20 protein-coding genes are annotated in these 19,636 nt (G+C 68.1%); 15 read left to right on the plus strand and 5 right to left on the minus strand.

What is annotated here, in order from left to right; genetic code table 11:
• Nucleotides 1-378 precede the first annotated feature (378 nt).
• Together AB0C16_RS36960 and AB0C16_RS36965 are read right to left on the minus strand one after the other, a co-directional pair.
• Nucleotides 379-957: an ImmA/IrrE family metallo-endopeptidase gene (locus AB0C16_RS36960; RefSeq protein ID WP_357690256.1), complete on the minus strand. Its 579-nt coding sequence runs from the start codon at nucleotides 955-957 to the stop codon at nucleotides 379-381.
• Nucleotides 958-959: 2 nt separating this feature from the next.
• Nucleotides 960-1,436, minus strand: coding sequence for a helix-turn-helix transcriptional regulator (locus AB0C16_RS36965; RefSeq protein ID WP_357690258.1), 477 nt, complete (start codon nucleotides 1,434-1,436; stop codon nucleotides 960-962).
• Nucleotides 1,437-1,648: 212 nt separating this feature from the next.
• On the opposite strand from AB0C16_RS36965, the gene AB0C16_RS36970 reads away from it, so the two are divergent.
• Genes AB0C16_RS36970 through AB0C16_RS36990 form a run of 5 tightly spaced genes read left to right on the plus strand, consistent with a single transcriptional unit; the run spans nucleotide 1,649 to nucleotide 5,388 of the window.
• Nucleotides 1,649-2,554 carry an AAA family ATPase gene (locus AB0C16_RS36970; RefSeq protein ID WP_357690260.1) on the plus strand — a complete coding sequence of 302 codons (906 nt, stop codon included), beginning with the start codon at nucleotides 1,649-1,651 and terminating at the stop codon, nucleotides 2,552-2,554.
• Nucleotides 2,554-3,048 (plus strand): hypothetical protein, encoded by a 495-nt coding sequence (locus AB0C16_RS36975; RefSeq protein ID WP_357690262.1) that lies wholly within the window; start codon nucleotides 2,554-2,556, stop codon nucleotides 3,046-3,048. The genes AB0C16_RS36970 and AB0C16_RS36975 overlap by 1 nt, the downstream gene beginning before the upstream one ends.
• Nucleotides 3,045-3,563, plus strand: coding sequence for an HORMA domain containing protein (locus AB0C16_RS36980; RefSeq protein WP_357690264.1), 519 nt, complete (start codon nucleotides 3,045-3,047; stop codon nucleotides 3,561-3,563). Before AB0C16_RS36975 ends, AB0C16_RS36980 begins: the two co-directional genes overlap by 4 nt.
• Entirely contained in the window at nucleotides 3,563-4,459 is an 897-nt protein-coding gene (locus AB0C16_RS36985) for a CBASS oligonucleotide cyclase (RefSeq protein ID WP_357690266.1), read from the plus strand. The genes AB0C16_RS36980 and AB0C16_RS36985 overlap by 1 nt, the downstream gene beginning before the upstream one ends.
• Nucleotides 4,456-5,388: an S-4TM family putative pore-forming effector gene (locus AB0C16_RS36990; protein WP_357690268.1), complete on the plus strand. Its 933-nt coding sequence runs from the start codon at nucleotides 4,456-4,458 to the stop codon at nucleotides 5,386-5,388. The genes AB0C16_RS36985 and AB0C16_RS36990 overlap by 4 nt, the downstream gene beginning before the upstream one ends.
• A 180-nt stretch (nucleotides 5,389-5,568) precedes the next feature.
• On the opposite strand, the gene AB0C16_RS36995 is transcribed toward AB0C16_RS36990, so the two are convergent.
• The 3 genes from AB0C16_RS36995 to AB0C16_RS37005 all read right to left on the minus strand — a co-directional run bounded on the left by AB0C16_RS36995 (nucleotide 5,569) and on the right by AB0C16_RS37005 (nucleotide 8,643).
• Nucleotides 5,569-6,381: a DUF5677 domain-containing protein gene (locus tag AB0C16_RS36995; protein WP_357690270.1), complete on the minus strand. Its 813-nt coding sequence runs from the start codon at nucleotides 6,379-6,381 to the stop codon at nucleotides 5,569-5,571.
• A gap of 73 nt (nucleotides 6,382-6,454) precedes the next feature.
• On the minus strand, nucleotides 6,455-7,339 hold the full coding sequence (locus AB0C16_RS37000; RefSeq protein WP_357690272.1) for an aminoglycoside phosphotransferase family protein: 885 nt from the start codon (nucleotides 7,337-7,339) through the stop codon (nucleotides 6,455-6,457).
• Nucleotides 7,336-8,643, minus strand: a complete 1,308-nt coding sequence (locus AB0C16_RS37005) for a hypothetical protein (RefSeq protein ID WP_357690274.1) — start codon at nucleotides 8,641-8,643, stop codon at nucleotides 7,336-7,338. Before AB0C16_RS37005 ends, AB0C16_RS37000 begins: the two co-directional genes overlap by 4 nt.
• 165 nt (nucleotides 8,644-8,808) lie before the next feature.
• Between AB0C16_RS37005 and AB0C16_RS37010 the strand changes: the two genes are divergently transcribed.
• The 10 genes from AB0C16_RS37010 (at nucleotide 8,809) to AB0C16_RS37055 (ending at nucleotide 19,537) form a co-directional block, all read left to right on the plus strand.
• On the plus strand, nucleotides 8,809-9,135 hold the full coding sequence (locus AB0C16_RS37010; RefSeq protein ID WP_357690276.1) for a hypothetical protein: 327 nt from the start codon (nucleotides 8,809-8,811) through the stop codon (nucleotides 9,133-9,135).
• A gap of 282 nt (nucleotides 9,136-9,417) precedes the next feature.
• Entirely contained in the window at nucleotides 9,418-10,242 is an 825-nt protein-coding gene (locus AB0C16_RS37015) for an SAM-dependent methyltransferase (protein WP_357690278.1), read from the plus strand.
• Nucleotides 10,243-10,277: 35 nt separating this feature from the next.
• Entirely contained in the window at nucleotides 10,278-11,165 is an 888-nt protein-coding gene (locus AB0C16_RS37020; RefSeq protein WP_357690280.1) for a hypothetical protein, read from the plus strand.
• Between the two features lie 120 nt (nucleotides 11,166-11,285).
• On the plus strand, nucleotides 11,286-11,615 hold the full coding sequence (locus AB0C16_RS37025) for a hypothetical protein (protein WP_357690282.1): 330 nt from the start codon (nucleotides 11,286-11,288) through the stop codon (nucleotides 11,613-11,615).
• A gap of 67 nt (nucleotides 11,616-11,682) precedes the next feature.
• Nucleotides 11,683-12,900: a methyltransferase, FxLD system gene (fxlM, locus tag AB0C16_RS37030; RefSeq protein ID WP_357690284.1), complete on the plus strand. Its 1,218-nt coding sequence runs from the start codon at nucleotides 11,683-11,685 to the stop codon at nucleotides 12,898-12,900.
• An 81-nt stretch (nucleotides 12,901-12,981) separates the two neighbouring features.
• Nucleotides 12,982-13,167 carry an FxLD family lanthipeptide gene (locus AB0C16_RS37035; protein WP_357690286.1) on the plus strand — a complete coding sequence of 62 codons (186 nt, stop codon included), beginning with the start codon at nucleotides 12,982-12,984 and terminating at the stop codon, nucleotides 13,165-13,167.
• A 92-nt stretch (nucleotides 13,168-13,259) separates the two neighbouring features.
• Nucleotides 13,260-16,328, plus strand: a complete 3,069-nt coding sequence (locus AB0C16_RS37040; RefSeq protein WP_357690288.1) for a lantibiotic dehydratase — start codon at nucleotides 13,260-13,262, stop codon at nucleotides 16,326-16,328.
• Nucleotides 16,325-17,557: a lanthionine synthetase C family protein gene (locus AB0C16_RS37045; protein WP_357690289.1), complete on the plus strand. Its 1,233-nt coding sequence runs from the start codon at nucleotides 16,325-16,327 to the stop codon at nucleotides 17,555-17,557. Before AB0C16_RS37040 ends, AB0C16_RS37045 begins: the two co-directional genes overlap by 4 nt.
• 31 nt (nucleotides 17,558-17,588) lie before the next feature.
• Nucleotides 17,589-18,416 carry a thiopeptide-type bacteriocin biosynthesis protein gene (locus tag AB0C16_RS37050; protein WP_357690290.1) on the plus strand — a complete coding sequence of 276 codons (828 nt, stop codon included), beginning with the start codon at nucleotides 17,589-17,591 and terminating at the stop codon, nucleotides 18,414-18,416.
• Nucleotides 18,413-19,537: a hypothetical protein gene (locus AB0C16_RS37055; RefSeq protein WP_357690291.1), complete on the plus strand. Its 1,125-nt coding sequence runs from the start codon at nucleotides 18,413-18,415 to the stop codon at nucleotides 19,535-19,537. Before AB0C16_RS37050 ends, AB0C16_RS37055 begins: the two co-directional genes overlap by 4 nt.
• Nucleotides 19,538-19,636 lie beyond the last annotated feature (99 nt).

Consider the following 19,636-nt stretch of genomic DNA (forward strand, 5'->3'; position numbering starts at 1 on the left):
CCACCAAGGCCAGCTACAAGATCACAATCTTAAGAAAAGCGCTCTCACCAGCACAAATGCCTTAACTCACCGGCATTGCAGCTCGGAAGCACTTTTCTCATGTAGATGATCAACTCACGCGAAATTCACCGCGAAAGCCCGAGGCTAGCAGTCGACGCGGTTGAACTCGAACAACGGACTGGCCGGTCCAGGGGTTGTCTATCCCCCTGTTCAACCCAAGCAGCTGGACGGAATGAAGACCCCATGGCGGCGGACTTGAGCTCCTACGGACGGGTTTAGCCAACAGCGCTGTCTGTCGCTGAGGGAGGATGCATCGCTCGTCTGGCGATTCGCCGCGGAACGGGCGAGCGAATGGGGCCGGAGCCGGCAGCCAGGGGATCAGGATCGGGGTGTCCCTGAACGTGCCTGCCGAGCCCTGCGCACCTGCAGGTTTACACCGCTGGCATTGAGCCGGAAACGGGCCATCTGCGTGCTGACGTGATACTTCGTCGCGATGGCGTCGGGGGTGGCGTCAGCGAACGCCTCACGCAGGAGGACCTGGCGAGGCAGGAGCAGGCATCCGGCCAACCAGTTGGCTTCTTCCTCCTGGTCAGGATCACAGGTGAGGAAGATGTGCCCTGCGATGGTCTGCAGTTCCCGGACCTGATGGCCGAGCAAAAGGTGGGCGAGCTCGTGGGCGATGTCGCTGTTGGTGCGCGCCGGGTCGTTGAGGGGGTTGCAGACAATGACCACATGGTCTGCGGAAAGGTGGAAGGTCGCTGCGGAGAAGGCTCCTTCTTGGGCGGCGCTGAGGGCCTGAAGCTTGTGCAGATCGATGAGTTGGTCCGCGGAGACGATCTCGACGTTGAGGTGGTGCGCCAACGCGCGGACACTGGCGGGCTCCGCCGGGGCGATGCCCATCTGGGCCCTGGTCCGGTCCGCGAGCCGTTCGGCTTCGGCCTTGAAACCTCGGCGCACCACTACACCGCCTGTCCGGGATACGGGGGACCCGCTTCGAGTTTGCTCTGCATCTCGATGAGGATCTCGCCGAGCAGCCGGGCGGCCCCGGGAGCGAAGGTCTTGGCCGCTCTGAGATGCACGCTCACCTCACGGTCCTTAGTGGCCAGCGTGCCGTAAAGCTCGCGGACGACGTCGGCGATCGTCTCCGCCGCCGCTGGGGTGAGGTTCGGGTCCTGCGCCAACTGCGAGGCGATGACCTCCGGGGTGTTCTCGACCCTGAACAGCGCGGGCTGGAAGAACCGCTCCGGCGCCAACCCGAGCCAGAGCACGATTCTGCGGAAGTTGGCCAGGTCAGGCAGATGCCCCTTCTCTACGCGAGCGAGGGTGTTGAAGGGTACTTCGGACTGCTCCGCAGCCGCCCGCAGGCTGAGTCCAAGTTCGTCCCTGTGCCGCTTCACCAGGCTTCGCAACTGCTCGATGTCGACCGGTTCGTCCATGTGTGCCCTCCTTCCCATCTGTTGCGCACTGATCGTCGGGGCACGGTAGCGCATCCCGGCATGGAAGATCGCCAGGGGATGCCCAACTCGCTTGTACCTCGATTAATACATGCCGTAGGATCCCGAACAAGTACGAGTGGGCGCCGAAGTTGGCGGCTTTCCCGCATGGCTTATGACGTGCACAAACGTTCCTTTCTGGAGGTGTCGGCTGCATGCCCGATTCTAAACGCGCAGGTCACGTCAGGCATGGCCTGCCCGAGCCTGGCACGCACGGTATCGCCGATGCTCGCTCGCTGCCCGACGAATCTTTCGAGGCCGGCTGGTCGAGCATCTTCCTCGCAGGCGGTCTCAAGGAGCGGCTCCTGCAGACTGTGGCCTCCAATCTCCGACTCCGCGCCACTGTGCCGTTCGAGGCACTGCCCCTGCACGGGGTGGTGCTGCTCACCGGCCTTCCGGGGGTCGGCAAGACGACTGTCGCCCGCGGCCTGGCCGACAAGATCGCGCGCGTGGTGGGCGGGCTCGGGCCGTGGGCCTTCATCGAGATCGACCCGCACGCACTGGCCAGTTCCTCGCTGGGCCGTAGCCAGCGCAGCGTAGAAGAGCTGTTCGGCCAACTGCTGGAGGAGCAGGCGCAGCGGGGCCCGCTGGTGGTGCTGCTGGACGAGGTCGAGACGATCCTGACCGACCGCGCTGCCCTGTCGATGGAGGCCAACCCGATCGATGTGCACCGGGCGGTGGATGCTGCGCTGGTTGGGCTGGACCGGCTCGCTCGCCGGCATCCGGCCGTGCTGGTCCTGGCGACCAGCAATTTCGCCGACGCGATCGATCCGGCGCTGTCCTCTCGCGCCGACATGATCGTCCAGGTGCCGGTGCCCGACCGCGACGGTCGACGCGCGATCCTTGAGCACACGATCGCGTCGGTCGCTGCCGCCTTCCCCGGTGCCAAGCAACTCCTGGACCGTGCGGTCCTGGACCACGCGGCGGAGGTCTCTGACGGCCTGGACGGCCGGCGCCTGCGCAAAGCCGTCGCGGCGGCCTGCGCCAACGAGCACTGCGACCCGGAGCGGGTCACCTCGGCCGATCTGTATGCGGCCCTGCAGACGATGGCGGAGCAGTAATGATCAGCGAATCAGCCAGCGCGATCTCCCGGCGGATCGCCGCGGTTCCGGCGCGTACCTCGACGGAGACCTGGCAGGCCATCGTCGACCTCCTCACCGAAGCCGGCAGCGAAGCGCACCAGGAACTGACCGCGATCACCAGCATTGCGGCCATCTTGATCAGCGAGGAATACACGCGCGATGCGCCCATCGTCGTCAAGCCCGCGTCGGGGGCCCGCATTCGCGTCCGCACTGTCCACGGCATGGACGCGATCGAGGCGATCAACGACGAGACGCCCCTGTACAGCGGTGGTCTGAGTGAGCCCGGCTGGTCGGTGTCGCTGCCCTGCGGTTCCGACGACCTCGATGAGATCACCACCGCGCTCTCCGGCGCGTCCGCCATCACCGTCCGCGACACCAGCGAAGGGCTCAGCGCCTCGAGCGCCGGCGGTACGAACTCGGGAGCCAGTGCGGCGGTGCCGGTCATCAATCTGAGTGAAATGGGGCGGTCGTGACCACGGGTGTCCACGTCAACCTGCACACCTATGCCGCGACCCATGTGGCCACCGGCATGCTGCGAGGCCTGCGCCAGATCATCCGGGGCACGGGGCTCGACCCGGCCTACCTTAGGGACCGGTGGGACGTCCTGGAGCGCGGGATCGCGGCATGGCTGCGCTCTCGGCACCTGCAGGGGCTCATTCTGGAGGTCTACGACCCGGGCCGCCGGACAGGCGATGACCTCGTCGGCCGGTTCGACTTCAAGATCGACTATGGCTACCACGCTGACGGAGACGGGGACCTGTGGCTCGACAGCGATGCGGTCGCCTTCGCCATCCGCAAGAACGGTTCTTACCCCAGCCAATGCGACTACCTCGTGGTCGCCGACACCTCGCCCGGCCGCCCCGACGTCACGGGCTGGTCCACGACAACCCTGCGCTCCACCACCGGCTTCACCCGCCAGAGCATCGGCACGGCGATGACCGGAGGCAGCCTCGGAGCCAGCCTGGCCTACTACACCAGGAGCGCCTGATGCTCACGCCAAACGACGCCTTCTACAAGTTCCGCACCAACCTCAAGACCACCGACACCGAGAACGCCTCGGCCAGCCGCCGCCAGAACAAGATCCGCGAGCAGGTCGAGGCGGCCGAAACGCTGACGGTCATCCATACCTTTCTCACTGGCGCCTACCGCCGCGAGACGAAGACCAAACCGCTGCGAGACGTCGACATCATGGTCGTCATCGCCGACACGGACTACCTCAAGTTGCACCCGAGCGAGATCCTCCTTGCCGTGAGGGCGATTCTCGCGCCCCTCTATGGCGAGGCGCGCGTGACTTGCGACAGGTTCGCCGTCCGTGTCGACTTCGGGATCAAGGTGGTCGACGACGTCAGCGAGGACGCCGAAGTGGTCTCCTTCGACGTCGTCCCCGCCTTCGAGACCGGCGATCACTACCTGATCCCCGACGACGTCACCGGCGCGTGGATCAAGACCAACCCCACGATCCACTACGATATGGCCGTCGCCGCCAACAAGGCGTTCAGCGAGCAGTGGAAGCCGCTGGTCAAGATGCTCAAGAAGTGGAACGCCGTCGCCGGCTATCCCGTCCAGCCGTCGTTCCTGATCGAGGTCATGGCCTTGAAGCTCATCGATGGGCCCTGGACCGGCAGCCATCCGCAGGAACTGCGCCGGTTCTTCGCCACCGCTGCCGAGCACATCTCGGACATCTGGCCCGACCCAGCGCACCTAGGCCCGGATATCTCCGGCATTCTCGACTCCGATCCGGCGATGATGGCGACAGCCGTCCAGGCGTTGAACGAGGCCGAGGCGGCCTGCACGAAGGCGATCCGCCTGGAGCAGACGGGGCGGACCGGTGCCGCTCTGCAGACCTGGCGGGAGCTGTTCGGACCGCTGTTCCCGCTCTCGTGAGCGCCAGCCCGGCTCCCCGTCCTGTACCCGCCGGGCACGGCGCCCGCATCACCCAGCGCCAAGACGAGCCCGAACACCTCCAACGGCTGCTGGCCTACAGCCACATGTATAAGACTGCCCAGTGGTGGCGGCGGATCCGGTCCGCCGGCACCTTCACTCTCGCCATCGCGGCACCGCTCGTCGCGCTCGCCGTACCGGCCACCACCGACACCCTCGCTGCCATCAGTGCGGGATGGCTGGTGCTCGGCCGAACCGTCCTGACTGGGCTGGAACGCCGCGACATCAACAAGGCCGTTCGCGCCCATGAACTCTTCGACACCAGGTTGTTCCATCTGCCGTGGAACACCGCGCTCGCCGGCCGGCCTCCCGTACACGACGACATCGCCACGGCCGCAAGCCACATCGGTGACGACGCCTTCTACCGTGGCTGGTTCAGCGTCAAGCTCGATAACGTGCCCTGGCCCGCTGACGCGCTCTTATGCCAGCGCCAGAGCGCGGTCTGGAGCCGCCGCGACCACCAGGCCTACGGCACCACCATCCTGCTCGTCGGCCTCGTCTGGTTCATCTTCGGCGTCACGATCGCGATCGTCGGGGAGCTGACCCTGACCGAGTACCTCATCAAAATCTTCTTGCCGAGTTCGCCCGCGTTCCTAGACTCCGTCGAACTGTCACGAGAGCATTGGCGTCACGCGGTCGCCCGAGAACAGATCGAAAACGACATCCACGACCTGTGGGATCGCTACCGAAGCGATCCGGCGTCCCTGCCCTTGGCGGAATGTCGCCAGATCCAGGATGCCGCCTTCCTGCTACGCCGCGACGGGCCACGCGTCCCCAGCTTCTTCTACCGCCTGCGCCGCACACGATCCTCTGCCAGCACCGCCGCCGGCACCCAAGCCCTTCTCGACGACGCTGCCGACCCACCTGGTTGAAGGAGGCAAGCGGTCACAACCCGGCGCCCGGACGCCACAACACGACATTCACACTCCTCCGCCGAACTGGCGCCCAAGAACTTGCCTCACATGACGGAAGGCTTGTAGTCAGTCTGCGTCGCCCAGTATCGCCGAGAAAAGGACGGCTGCGAGCAGGCCGTAACTCGCCTGTTCGACACCTCAGGTGACGGCTGGCAGGGGCTTCTTCCTGGTGACTCTCAGATACTCGGGAGCAGTGAGCCCCAAGTCCTTAGTCGCCTTCTCCAGCACCTTCCGTAGCGGATCGCCCTTGATACACACGCTGATGACGTCAGCGGCCTGAACGAGGCAGATCGTGGTGTGGATGATGGATGCGTAACTGCCTGAGCTTCTCGCCGTATCGCGCACCCCGTGAGATCCGTCTGGGAGTTCCTCGACGTACAGCTGGGCGGTCTGGGGTGTCGCATGTGCATAGCTCGACAGTGTTCGGTAGACCGGGTACACGTCGGCCTTGCCGTACGCGATCACGAGGTCGGCATAGTTCCTGAACTCCCCGAGCAGCTTCACGTACCGGGCATATTCGGGATCGCCCGCCTGGGGAACGGTAATTGGCGGTAGCGATGCGAGAGTCATCTGACTGAACGCCTGCCACCCGTTCTTCTGCAGGTCTTCCAGGAGCTTCTTCCGTTTCTCCAGCTCAGCGCCCCCAATCGCGATGAGCCCGTCTCCGCCGGTGTCGTACAACCACTGCACCGAGAAGGAGTGGTCGAAGATGTTCCGAACCAGGGGAGCACCCTCGGCGGCCAGCTTCGCGTCGCTAAGCATCCAGAAGGCCCTCGCGGACTGGCTGATGTAGCGCCACCACCCGAAGAGCACGTAGAACACTGCGGCGTGGTCGGTGAGCACATCGATGCCACCGGAACGGCCGATCTGCTCGGCTTCGTTAGCAAGCAGCTCTCCGAGCTTGCGGGCCCTCTTGGCAGTTGACGGGGTATCGCCAAACGAAAATGTCACAAGGTTGAGCCTAGGCATTGGCAACGATCACTAGCACCTCAATAACGGCCCGTCTCCCAGGCCATCCTTCCCCCTACGAAACGGCCGTCCAGCGCCATGGGCGTGGCCCGCGCTGGTCTCTCAGGCACGCGAGCCGCAGCGCCGCCTCGTCAGCACGTTCAGGGTTCTCGCCCGCGACCTGGGCGGCCATGCAGACCAGGCGAAACTCGCGGATGTCTCGCAGCGTCTCGAACCCCGGCCACGTCATCACGTCGTGGCCGTACACCTTAGCGAAGTCTCCATAGTCGGCCACCGTGATGCCGGCCAGCGTGAACGCCTTGACCGCAGTGGAGACTAGGTCCCACTCGGGCGGCCCGACCGAACAGCGCTCCAGATCGAGGAGCACTACCTCTCCGTCGTCGAGGGACACCACGTTGCCGATCCATGCGTCGCCGTGCACAACGCTGTGGGGCAGGCCGGATGGCAGTTCCTCATGCCGGGCCCGCAGGTCTGCCAGGTGCTGGCGCATCCACGTTCGGTCGGCGTCAGTCAACGTGGTGGCCCCGTCGATCCGCTCGGGCAGCCGTACGAACGGATCGAGGCGGCCAATGTCGAAGTCGGGCAGCGGCAGGTCGTGCAGGCGACGTAGCTTGTGCGCCACCTGCAGGGCGGTGCCATGCCGGTGTGGCGGCAGTTCGTGCCACCAGGTGACGGGCCTGCCATCCACCTCGACCGGCTGGGCCACGTCGCGCAGCGCCTGCACGGCTGTCACATCGTGGTCTTCGAGCCAGCGGGCGACCTGCACTTCGCGGCGGGCCGCAACCGCCTGCCCGGCGCGGGCGATGCGGGCGATGAAGCGGCCGCGTAACCGGTAGATGGCGTTCTCCCCGAGCTGCACAAGCTCCGCGCCAGCCGGGTCGAGGCCAGCGCGCAGGCATGCCGCTTCCAGCACGGCCCGGGTCTCGTTCTCCTCGCTCACCTGTCGACTACCGTTTCGATGCGGTGGCGTAGTTCGGCCACCGGCGTATGCCGCTGGTGGGAGCGGGCCAGGCGGCTCAGCTCCCGCATGTCGTCGTGCGCGCGGGAGGAGCGGACGGTGCCCGCGTCCGTCACGGCTCGGCCGCCTATTGCGGCGGCCTCCTCGGGATCGCCAGTGGCCATGGTCAGGGAGGCGAGCTTGATGCCGCTGATTGCCCGGGAGCGTACGTAGGCGGGGCCGTGTCCGGCGACCGCGTTGGCCAACCTGGTGGATGCCTCCCCGATGAATCGGCCGTGCATCGCCAGGTCGTACAGGGCATGTCCGGTGTCACCTGAATGTTGGGCGGCGTCGTAGTAGCGCATCCACGGCGCCTCATCGGACGGGCTGATGCGGGCGAACTGGTCGTCGGCCAGGCCGACGGTTTCGAGGGTTTCCGCCACGCGGCCGAGCTTGGCCAGCGCCCGCGCACGACCCGTCAACAACATGGCGCGCTCGGCCGGGGTGAGTCGGTCAGCGCGCACCAGGGCGAACTCGACGAGCGTCAGCCCGCTGTCGGCGTCGCCGCACCAGATCGCTTGGCGGGCCATCGAGGACAGCACCTTGGCGCGCAGGTGCCAGTCGCTGGCTTCCTCTGCGCACGTCAACGCAAGCCCGAACATTTTGCGTGCGTCGTCATGGGCATTGGCGTCGAACGCCATGGACGCGGAGACCTGCCCGAGCCATCCCACCGCGGCGTACAGATCGCCACGCAGAGGGGTGGGACAGTGGGCGTGTTCCAGCAGACTCACCGAGTAGCGCAGCTGCGCGGCAACGGCTTCACGGACCAGGCCGCCGCCGTAGGTGTGGTCCCAGGTCGAGAAGACGCCGGCGAGTTTGCGGAGTTCGATGATGTCGGCCGTGTTCACCACGGCGGGGACGTTGGCGGGCCGGGGTAGTGCGAGTTCAGCCAAAGGCACGGATGCCGCGACCCCGAGCGCGGTCCGAATAAAGCCCTTGCGGTCCACCTCTGTCACGGTAGCGGCCAGTTTGTCCCGGCGTGGCCGCTGAAAACCTAGGTCTTTGTCGTGGTCGACGTGGCATATGGCGCGCAACGCTTCCCGATAATCGCAGCCAGGCCAGCGTACGATCCCGCGTTCGAGCTTGCCGATGTAGTTCGCGGTCAAGGCCGATTCGCGACCGTACTGCTTGAAAATCCAGGCGTTGACCAGGTCCGCGACGTCCTGACGGGACGCGGGCTCCCCCGGCGCCGAGAGGGAGGGCAGCGCTTCGCGTGCTCGTTTCAACCGCAGATTCGGCTCGGCCACGATGCGTCTCTCCCCTCGTGGGAATCGTCGCACACAGGCAGATAGAAGGCCCGCGAATCTGCCCCCCATCTGCCCCTTGACCGCCCTACTCAATGGCGTTCCCGCCCCTTCGGTCGCGCTTCAGAGTAGAGCCATTCCTTCACCGCACGTGAGGAGAGGCGCAACATGCACACATGTGAGACGGTCTCCGGCGAGGACCGCGCCAGTCAGGCTGACGTCGACGACCGACTGCCAGTGGTGTCGTGCCGCGTGGATCTGTCGTGGTCGATCGACCGGGACGCGACCTGGGTCGCCGGTGGAAGGCTGCGCATCCCGTCGAACAACGAGGACGCGGTGGCCCGCATGTTCCTGGTGTCGGCCATGGCCGCACCCTCCTCCGCCGAGCAGACGGTGTGGCAGGTGCAGGCGTGGAAGATCCCCGCGAACGCTGCCCTGACCGCGGACGAGCCTCCGTCCGTGACCTTGTACACCGATGGCGCGCTGCTGACGTAGCGCCCGCCACCATGCCGCCCCATCCATCCCGACGAGCAACCCATTCAAGGCCCCTATGAGCACCGGAACAGCCTCAGCCACCAACGGCAGGCCGCCCATCATCAACCCGGCCGTGCCCGCGATTCACGGCACTTACCTGGCGATGCAGGAGACCGGCGCCGGCCCGAGCCCAGAGGTCCAGACAAGTCCGGCAAAACTCTGCGAGAAGTCCGAGATGTCCCCGCAGGGCCAACGATGCTCGGGCCAACACATCCACCCCTTGTCCCTGAAGGTTTCGACCATATGGACTCCCGCATCACCGCCTCGACCGGCCCAGGAATTCCCGCCGACGCGGCCCCGTCGATCGCCCGTGTGTACGATTCCGCGACAGAGGGGAAGGACAACCGGGCTAGCGACCGGGACGTGGTCAGCGCGATGAAGCAAGTCGCCCCGAGGCTCCCGGAGGCCGCCCGTGCGAACCTGGAGTTCGTTGCCCGCGGCGTCGACGCCGCCGCCCAACTCGGCATCACGCAGTGGCTGAACCTCGGCTGCGGACTCCCACAGGTCGGCATCGAAACCACGCTGGAGACGGCCCTCCGCTACGACATAACCGCCCGCGTGGCCTACGTGGACAACGATCCGGCGGTCACGGTGACCGGGCGGGCGCTGCTCGATGTCGGCGGCACGGCAACGACGGTCGTACATGCGGACGCCCGCGACGTCGGCCTCGTCCTGGACGAGACAGCGGGCGTGCTCAACTCCCGTGAGCCGGTGGGGATCGTCGCCACGGCGCTGGTCCACTTCTGGTCGGATGCCGACGACCCCGGTGGCATCGTGCGGCGCTACATGGCGGCCTTCCCTGCGGGCTATCTCGTGTTCAGCCACGCTCGTGACGATCTCCTCAGCCCTGCGGAACGCGATCAGCTCATGGCCGCCTACCGCCAGACAGCGGACATCTACCCGCGTCCGCTGTCCGTGATCAAGTCCATGTTTCTCGGCGGCCTGAACGTCTTGGAGCCCGGCCTTGTCGAGGCGTCGACGTGGCGGCCAGACAACGACGTCCCGCGTGATGTCGGCCGTGCGCACTTCGTTGCCGCCGTCGCCGGATTCGGGGAGTACGCGGCATGACCTCACCCCTCTTGGAGACAGCAATGGATAACCAGATGGCGTGGGCAGCTCTGCCCCCAGGCGTGCAGGTCGCGATCGTGGAGCAGGTCGGCACCCTGCGCGACGTGGAGATGATGCCGGGCGCGCCGGAAGGGTTCACCGCACAACTGTACGGCGCCGTTGACGACGTGTTCGTCAAGGCGATCCCGACCAGCAGCCCGTACGCGATCCAGCACAAGCGGGAACGGTGGGCCGCCCAGCACCTGGACCTGTCAGCGCCCACGCCGCGCATGCTGTGGCAGCTCGACCTGGAGGGCTACCACCTGACGGCCTGGGAGCTGATCAACGACCACGCCCGCCATGCGGACCTGCGGCGCGGCTCGCGTCCGCGTGGCCTGGAGGACGTGCTACAGGCGATAGCCGAGCTGGGCAAGCTGGGCACTCCCTGCCCGGACGGGGCCCGCTCGGTGGTCAACTACGTGAGTGGCATGGTGCCGAAGGTTCGTAAAATGCTGGACCTTCCGGCCAGCCACCTCTTCGGGCGTGACCTGTATGCGACAGCGCTGAACGGGTTCGTCATCGACCGGCTGCGCGGCAATGCGATGCTGCACTGCTGCCTGTCCGACCGGCATCTGCTCATCAAGGACCACATGGTGTTCGTGGTGGGCTGGTCGGAGGTGTGCAGCGGTGAGGCGTGGATCGACCCGGCGTTGTTCGCGCCCTACCTCATCAGGGACGAGCACACACCCGAGGAGGTCAACGCGATGCTGTGGGGTGTACCCGCGTGGAGGGATGCTCCCAGGGACCTCGTGGCCGGGCTGACCGCGATGTGGACCCTCTTCCACCTGTACAAGGGCCACCACACCGAGAAGCGCATCGAAGAGTCCGTGGGCCTGGCCGACGCCGGCCGCGAATGGCTGGCCTACCTGCTGACTCGCCCCTGATTCCGAACCGGCTCCGAAGGAGACGCGCAATGCTGGGCCGCGACGCTGACACAGCCGCCCCTCCTGTTATTGCTCTCCCCACGGCAGCAGACAGTCAGATCCGCGTGGAGAGAACAGACCATGGCCAGACGCGGGCGACAGACGATTGAGCACGAACGGCAGGAGCCGGAGCCCACGTTCGAGTGGGAGCCGTACACGCCGTCCGGCGGCATGCTGCGGGTCCCGCACACCTCGTGCTGCGGCCGGTATGAGTGGGGGGCCGAGGGAGGCACCTTCTTCGTGCTGCGCCGCACCGGTGACGGCGGCTACGAACAGACCGGCCGCAGCCTCTACCGCCAGGCCATCGACGTCTACATCGCGCTCGCTGAACACCACGACGCCGAACATCGGCGCCGCGGGGAAAGGGCCGAGCCCGACACCTTCCTCAAGGGAAGGGGACGGCGCGGCTAACCCTGGAGCGGCCGACCAACAGCCACCATCGACCTGCCCATCACAACCAAAAGAGGGGGACCTACCCGTGAGCGACGTGACCACCGACAACGACGTCGAGGAAGCCGCCATAGTGCGCGCCGCCATGGTGCGCGAGCTCCGCGACCAGAGGGCGATCCGGTCTGAGTCTTTGGCGGCTGCCTTCACCTCCGTGCCGCGGCACCTGTTCACGCCGGGTGAGCCGCTGAAGGTCGCCTACGCCGTGGACGCCACGCCGATCGTCAAAACCGACGGCAACGGTCTGACCCTCAGCTCCGTATCCGCCCCCCATCTCCAGGCCACCATGCTGGAAGCGGCCGCGGTCGAACCTGGCATGCGGGTTCTCGAAGTTGGTTCCGGCGGCTACAACGCGGCATTGCTGGCCGAACTCGTCGGCGACAACGGACGCGTCACCACGGTGGACATCGACCCGGACATCGTCGAGCGCGCCGGCACGTTCCTGCACGAGGCCGGATACGACCACGTCCATGTGGTGCTGGCCGACGCGGAGCAGGGCGTCCCCATGGCCGCGCCCTTCGACAGGATCATCGTCACGGCCGGGAGCTGGGATATCCCGCCCGCGTGGATCGAGCAGCTTGCAGACGACGGCCGGATCGTCGTTCCTCTCCGGTTGAAGGGGACGACGCGCTGGATCGCATTCGGCCGCGACAGCGGGGGCGGCCTGGTCAGCCGTAGCTACGGGTTGTGCGTCTTCGTGCCGTTCCAGGGGGCCGGCTCCCACACCGAACGGACCGTCACGATCGATGTTGGGGTGGTGCTGCGCCTCGATGACGAGGACCTCAAGGTTGATGCGGAGGCGCTGCGGCGGGCGTTGCACCTGCCGAGAATCGAACGCTGGTCCGGGGCCGTGTTCGACATGCCCGACGAGTTGGCGCTGTTCCTGCTCACCAACGCCCCCAACATGGCGCTGCTCTACTCCGGGCAGGAGGCGGTCGACCAGGAGTTGCTCGCGAGCTCGACGCTCAAAGGCGTACCCGTGCTGCTCGACGGCGACAGCTTCGCCTACCGGGCCGCGCGGGAGAACGACGACATGAGCAGCGGATACGAGAGCGGCGTCTACGCTCATGGGCCTGCGGCCGAGAACGTCGCCACCCGGTACGTGGAGCTGCTGCGCCAATGGGCGGACAAGTACTGCTGGCGCGGCGCCGCGTCCATCCAGTACATCCCCAAGCCCGCCACCCCGCCGGCCCCCTCTGCCGGGGTCATCGCGAAGCGACACGGAACCGTCGTCATCACCTGGCCATAGACCGCCGGGTTTCCCTAGGCAGGTCCTACGACCTGCCCGGGGAAGCGCCGGGGAATCCCACCCCAACAAAGGAGGTTGGTTATGACCCGCTCTACCGATGGTGTGGCAACGCTCGCACCGGCCGCGCTGGAACCCCAGGACACCGACTGGCTAACTGAGCTGGACGTGTCCATCATCGAGTCCGGTGTGGCCGCCGAGCAGCTCATCCGCATGACCGACGACGGCTGCAACTCGACGTGCGGGACCGCGTGCGTGAGCTGCAAGTAGGCGCCCTCCTGGGCGAAGCCTGACCCGAACGCCCGACCGGCCGGCACGGCTCACCGGCTGGCCGGGCGCCCCCCAGCTACGGGAGCGGCTTGATGTACCAATACTTCGACGCTGCGGTGTTACGCGCCCCATCGTGGCCGCCGGACCAGCAGATCGCATCGTGGCCTGACCTGACCGGCCCGAACGCGGACCGCTCCTCCTGGCAGGCCTGGCTGACTCGTACGTGGCAAACGCCGGGCTTCGCGGCGGCCGTGGAGCAGGCCAGCCCGGATCTGGCGCGGCGGGTGCGCGAGATCTGCGCCGGAGAGCAGATGTCTGATCCGGCCGTGCGCCGTGCGGTGCTCTCCACGATGCGCTACCTGCTGCGCGCCTCGGGCCGCTCAACGCCGTTCGGGCTGTTCGCCGGGGTGGCCCCAGCCCGCATCAGCGCAGCAACGGACCTGCCGGTGGTGCGGATCGGGGACGCGCACCGCGCGATAGCCCGCGCAACAGCGGAATGGCTCGCCGCGGTCGTTCAGCGGTTGGAAGGTGAGACCGCGCTGCGGCGGCGCTTGACGGTGGCGGCCAACAACCTCGTGTTCGAGCGGGACGGCCGCATGGTGCTTGAACACCGCGCCAACAGCGCGGCGGGCGGCGCACCAGTGGAGGTGAGCATGCGCGCCATCGGCCCTGTACGGACAATCCTCCGGCTGGCGCGTGACCCGCTTCCGGTCGCGGGGCTGATGGACCGGCTGTCGGCCGCTTTCCCGGGAACTGCCGAGACCACGATCGACGCGTTAGTGGCCGAACTGGTGGCCCAACACCTCCTGCTCACCAGCCTGCGCCCGCCCATGACGACCACCGATCCGCTCAGGCATCTCATGCGCGAGCTGGACGCTGTGAACGCCGACGAGGTCGGCGGGGTGGCCGACGTCGTGAAAGGTTTGCGCGCCGTCGCCGACGAGCTTGCCGTTCATGACCGGGCGCCTGCCGTCGTGGCGGGCGAGCATCGGACACGGGCGGTGTCCGCGATGGCTGTCATCCACCGCACCGCCCGCCCGCCGCTCTGGGTTGATCTGCGGCTGGACGGGGAGGTGACGGTACCCGCCGCCGTGGCGGTGGAAGCGGCTGCGGCGGCATCCGCGCTGGTCCGTCTGGCCCGCCGCCCTGTCCTCAGCGCGGGCTGGGAGGCCTGGCATGAACGGTTCCTGGACCGGTACGGCCCCCGCGCGCTGGTCCCGCTCCGGGACGTGGTCGATGCCGATGTGGGGCTCGGCTACCCGGACGGGTATGACGGCGTCCGCGCGTCCGAGGAAGCGGCGTTGACCGACCGCGACCGTAAGCTGCTGGCGCTGGCGCACAACGCCGCCATGCGCCGCCAGCGGGAGATCCTGCTCGACGACGACATGATCACCGACCTTGGCGGGGTGCCCCCGGACGCGCCGGTTCAGCCCAGCACGGAGCTGACCATGCGGATCGACGCGCCCACCGGCCAGGCGTTGGGCGAGGGCCGGTTCACGCTCGTCGTCGCCGGGACGTCGCGCGCCGCGGGCACCATCACCGGCCGATTCCTGGACCTGCTGGATGACGAGCACCGGCAGCGGATGGGCACCCTGTACGCGAGCCTCCCCCCAGGCGCCTGGGGCGCGCTCGTGGTCCAGGTGTCGGCGCCCGCACCGTACGCCGTCACCGAGAACGTCGCCCGCGCCGGCCAAGTGCTGCCGGAGGTGCTGCCGGTCGGCGACCGCCCCGGCGGCGCGCAGGTGCTCGCGCTGGATGACCTCGCTGTCACCGCCGACCTGCACGGCGTCTACCTGGTGTCGCTGTCCCGCCGCCGCGCCGTCGAGCCGGTGGTCCTCAACGCGATCAACCTGGTTCAGCACACGCACCCGCTGGCGCGGTTCCTCCTCGAAGCGCCGCACGCCCTACGGGCCCCGTGCGCGGGCTTCGACTGGGGCGCCGCCGCTGCGTTGCCGTTCGTCCCAGCGCTCCGTTATCGGCGCACGATCATCTCGCCCGCCCGGTGGCGGCTCACCGCCGCCGACCTGCCCGCACCTTCGGCCGACTGGCAGAAGTGGGATGACACCCTCACTGCCTGGCGGGAGATGGTGGCGCTGCCGGAGACGGTGAATCTCGGCGGCGGTGACCAGCACCTCCGGCTGAATCTCGGCGAGCCCTCGCACCGCGCCCTGCTGCGCGCCCAGGTGGACCGAGCCGGCACCGCCGTACTTCGCGTCGCCCCCGACTCGGACGCGGCCGGGTGGATCGGCGGCCGACCCCACGAGATCGTGATCCCGCTCGCCGCAACCAGTCGTGCCGCCGAACCACCCCGGCTCCCACGCGAGGTGATCTCCCGAGAGCACGGCCACCTTCCTGGCCGGCACGGGCGGATCTCGCTCAAGCTGTACGGTCACCCCGACCGTCACGCGGCCCTCCTGACCCGCCACCTGCCGCGCCTGGCGGATGCGCTCGGCGGCGACGTTCGGTGGTGGTTCCTGCGCTACCACGATCCCGATCACCATCTCCGCATCCGCCTGACCGTGCCCGCTGGCGCGTTCGCCGACGCAGCCAACGAGGTCAGCGCGTGGAGCGAGCAGGTACGTCGGGCCGGGCTGACGGCGCACGTGCAGTGGGACACCTACTTCCCGGAGACGGCTCGCTTCGGCGGCCCCAGCGCCATGGAGGCAGCCGAGACGTACTTCGCCGCCGACTCGGCTACCGCCCTCGCCCAGGTGACCGCTATCAGCTCACCAGGTGGGCCCCACCCGCGCGCCCTGACCGCCGCCAGCCTGCTCGACATCGCCACCGCCTTCCTTGGCGACACCGACACGGCGATGCAGTGGCTGATCGACCACACCCGCCCCGACGCCTCCCCACCCGACCGGGCCATCTACGACCAGGCCATACGCCTGGCCCAACCAGACGATCACGACGCGTTGGCCGCGCACCTGGCAGGCGAGCAGATCGTCTCCCGCTGGGCGCGGCGCCGGCAGACGCTCGCCGCCTACCGCCGCGTGCTGGAGGAAGCGGGCACGCTCCCCCTGACCGTCGTGCTGCCTGATCTGCTGCACCTGCACCACGTCCGTATGGCCGGGCCCTCGCTGGCCGGGGAGCGGGCATGCCTGCACCTGGCCCGCGCCGCCGCCCTGAGCTGGACCGCCCGCGCGAGGAGAAAACCATGAGCCAGCCCAACACGGAGGCGCTCGCCGCCGCCAACGCCATCGCCACGGCGCTGGCCAACCCGCAGCCGTGGGCAGCCGAACCACCGGGCAGCGGCCTCGTCTGGCCCCAATCGCTGTGGGCCGGAGCGGCAGGCATCGCCCTGCTGCACATCGAGCGCGCCCGCTCCGGGCACGGTGATCCCCGCACCGCGCACACCTGGTTGGAAGTGGCCGCCTCCGGCGCGTTGACGGCCGCACCGAATGCTGGCCTGTTCTTCGGAGCTCCCGCGCTGGCCTTCGTCACACACGCGGCCGCAGGCACGTCAGGCCGCTACCGGCGTGCGCTGGATCGCCTGGACGACGCGGTCACGTCGATCACCCGCACCCGCCTGGCCGAAGCTCACGCGCGCATCGACCGTGGCGAACGGCCCCCGATGAGGGAGTTCGACCTGATCCGTGGGCTGACCGGCTTGGGCGCCTACCACCTGCGGCGCCACCCCGACCACCCGATCAGCCGCGATGTGCTGTCCTACCTGGTGCGCCTGACCGAGCCGCTGCCCGCGCGCGGTGAACTGCCGCCGTGGTGGACGACCGTCGCACCCAACGGCGAACCCAGCTCGGACTACCCGCACGGGCACGGCAATCTGGGCATGTCCCACGGCATCGGCGCGGCCCTGGCCCTGCTGTCACTGGCCGTGCTGCGCAACGTGCCCGTGGCCGGCGCGAAAGAGGCGATCGAACGGATCTGCGCCTGGACCGACACATGGCGCCAGCAGAACGACACGGGCGCGTGGTGGCCAGGCACGATCACCATCGAGCAGGCGCGCGAGCAGCGCGTCGACCCGTCGCAGCGCCCCCGGCCGTCGTGGTGCTACGGAATCAGCGGCACGGCCCGCGCCCAGCAACTGGCCGGCATAGCGCTACGGGACGAGACTCGGCAGCAGTCCGCCGAGGATGCGATGCTGGCCACCCTGCGCGATCCGACACAGCTGGATCGGCTCCCAGAGTGCGGACTGTGTCACGGCACGGCCGGACTACTCCACGCTGCCTGGCGGATGGCCGCCGACGCACGAACCCCGCGCATCCGCGACGAGCTCCCTAAGCTGGCCGCCCGGCTCACTGCGCAAATCTCCCACTCGGCGCCGCAACCCGGGCTTCTCGACGGCGCTGCCGGTGCCGCGCTCGCCCTGCACACCATCGGCACCGGCGGCACGGCGTCGGGCTGGGACACCTTCCTGCTCTTGGCCTGACCGCCGGAGGCAACCCCGTATGAACCCTCACGTGTGGCGGCAAGTCAACGTCGCCTTCCCAGACTGGGCCAAAGCCGAGCACACCGCCGTAACCCACCTCGCTCCGCTGCTGGCCAAGGCCGAAGCCGACCGGCTCATCACCGCCTGGTTCTTCATGCGTAAAACGCCCTGCTGGCGCGTCCGCTACGTGCCCAGCAACGACCGGACGCAGGCGCACCTCCGCGACCACCTGAACGACCTCATCCAGCAGGGCCACATCGACACCGCGACCGAGGTCATCTACGAGCCTGAATCGCACGCCTTCGGCGGTGCCACGGCCATGGCATGCGCCCACGACCTCTTCCACCTCGACAGCCGGCACCTGCTCAACCACCTGGCCAGCTCGCCGGACACGGAGCACCGCCGCGAACTGTCGATCCTGCTCTGCACGATCTTGCTACGCGCCGCCGGACTGGACTGGTACGAGCAGGGCGACGTGTGGGCACGGGTAGCCGACCACCGCGACCTTCCCCACCCGATCCCCCCAGAGCGGCGGCCCATTCTGAAGGCCAGTCAGCTGCGGCTGATGAGCGTGGACGCCGCCGCCCTCATGCGCGACGGCGCACCGCTGGCCTTCACCGCCGAATGGTCAGCAGCATTCGCCACCGCCGGCCGGGAACTGGCCGGTCTGGCAGCCGACGGACTGCTGAACCGCGGCCCGCGCGCCATCCTCGCCCACCACGTCATCTTCGCGTGGAACCGGCTCGGCATGCCCTACACCGCCCAGGCCGTCCTGGCCCACACCGCCAAAGAGGTCGTGTTCGGATGCGATCCCGCCACCGCCCCGGAGCTCGATGGAACGAGGAGCGAACGAAGATGAACGCCTTGCTGGAGCAGGCCGCGCAGCGCTTCCCCCTGATCGCGCGCCCCCGCCCGGCATGCCTGCCCCTCAGGGCACGCGTCGCCGAGCTGCGCGACCTCGGCGACGCGGCCGCCCAGGGCACGGACGCCAACCATCTCACGCTTGCCTCCGAGGCGCTGAACAAGGCGGCGCTGATCGCGAGCGACTGCGGCGACTCCGCTATGGCACGATCCCTGTGCTGGCGGCACTTCACCGCCTACCTGCCCGCCTGGCCGCTGGACGCACGCCGGGCACGCCACGCTCTGGAGCCGCTCGTCAACCTCGCCCGGCTGGCCATCCGCGAACAGGATGGCCCTCGCGGCTATCTCCTGCTGGACGCCCTCCTCCACGCCGTCAGCACCGGCGGCGAAGCCGATATCGACGGCCATCGCCTCGCATTCGACCGCCTCACCCGCACCGGAGAGGATCTCCGCACGGTCCGCGAGTGGCTCTGGGGCGTCTTCCTCGCCGAGGGCATCCGAGCCCTCATCAGCGCGAAACAGTGGGACCAAGCGGTTGCCCACGCACAGCAATACCGCGGCGTCGGTCAACGACTCCTGGACGGTCGGCAGGCCACCATCATCGCGCACTGCCTGGCCGGGCGCACCGACACCGCCCTGAAGCTCGTCGCCGACAGCGAACCGGACCAGCCGTGGGAGCGCGCGGTAGCCAACTGCCTGAGCGCGCTGTGCAGCCGCGTGGCCGGACACCCGATAGCTGGCACGCTCGCCGAAGTCCAACGCCAGTACCTGAAGCTCGATCACACGCCGAGCCTGGTGGCGTTCCGCACCCGCCTGGGATTGACCATCCTCGACCTGGCTGCTGACACCGACTGGGCCTTGGCTGATCGCCCGTTCACCTTCCTGATCAGCGACATTGTCTCGACAGCGGACGGGTACGCCGCGCGGGAAATCCTGGCCCACAAGCGGGCCAGTGCGATGCTGAGCCGTGCCGAGCAACATGAACTCACCTCTGCGGTGAAGTCGGCCGGTCTCGGGCTCGGCGCGATCCCCGCCCCGCTGATGACCAAACTCCTCGCAGCTACGAAGCTGAGCGAGACTGTGATCGAACGAAGCCTCCATGACCGCGCGCCGACATAGATGATCCCAGAGCCGTGGTTGTGATCTGCACCAACCACGGCATTAGCCCACGCCGGCGCGGGCCAACCCGGAACGGTGAGTCAGATGAGTCGCCGAACG

It is taken from the genome of Nonomuraea sp. NPDC048916 (genome assembly GCF_040649575.1).
Taxonomy (GTDB): Bacteria; Actinomycetota; Actinomycetes; order Streptosporangiales; family Streptosporangiaceae; genus Nonomuraea.